Here is a 552-nt window from a genome sequence, read left to right on the forward strand (position 1 = left end):
GGGCGGGCATGTACCAGGCGGGAGACCGGTGGTGCCAGCCGCAGCAGCCCATGCGGATCAATCTGTTCTCCGAGCGTCGCCGGATCCCGGCCGGCCGCGACCGCGGCGGCGGCGGGGGCGAACACGTCCCGCCCGTGGAAGGTCGCCGGCACCCCGTGCGGGACAGCCAGCGCCACCGCGGCGCGCACTCCCCCGAGCACGTCGGCCGCGGGCGGCAGCAGCCCGTTGTCCGGGCCGACGAGCACGCCCCGCGGGGCGGAGACGACCAGCGCCCGCCGGGAGGTGCCGACCCCCGGGTCGACGACCGCGAGATGTACCGCGGGCGGCAGGTGACCGACCGTCTGGGCGAGCACGACCGACCCCCGCCGTACGTCACCGGCGGGCACCAGATGGCTGATGTCGATGATCCGCACGCCGGGCGCGTGCCGTAGCAGCACCCCGTGACAGGCCGCCACGAACCCGTCGCCGAGCCCGTAGTCGGTCAGGAAGCTCACATAACCCACACGACCCACGTGCCCCCACCGCCACCCATGTGATCAGCACCGTCCACCC

General features: G+C 74.8%; 1 protein-coding gene. It reads right to left on the minus strand.

All coding sequences use genetic code 11. From position 1 onward, the window contains the following. Positions 1 to 503: SAM-dependent chlorinase/fluorinase (locus NBW84_RS04220; RefSeq protein WP_250281888.1), on the minus strand; the 503-nt coding region annotated here is incomplete at its 3' end. Positions 504 to 552: the final 49 nt, after the last annotated feature.

The organism is Protofrankia sp. CiP1_Cm_nod2, from assembly GCF_920664355.1.
GTDB lineage: Bacteria > Actinomycetota > Actinomycetes > Frankiales > Frankiaceae > Protofrankia.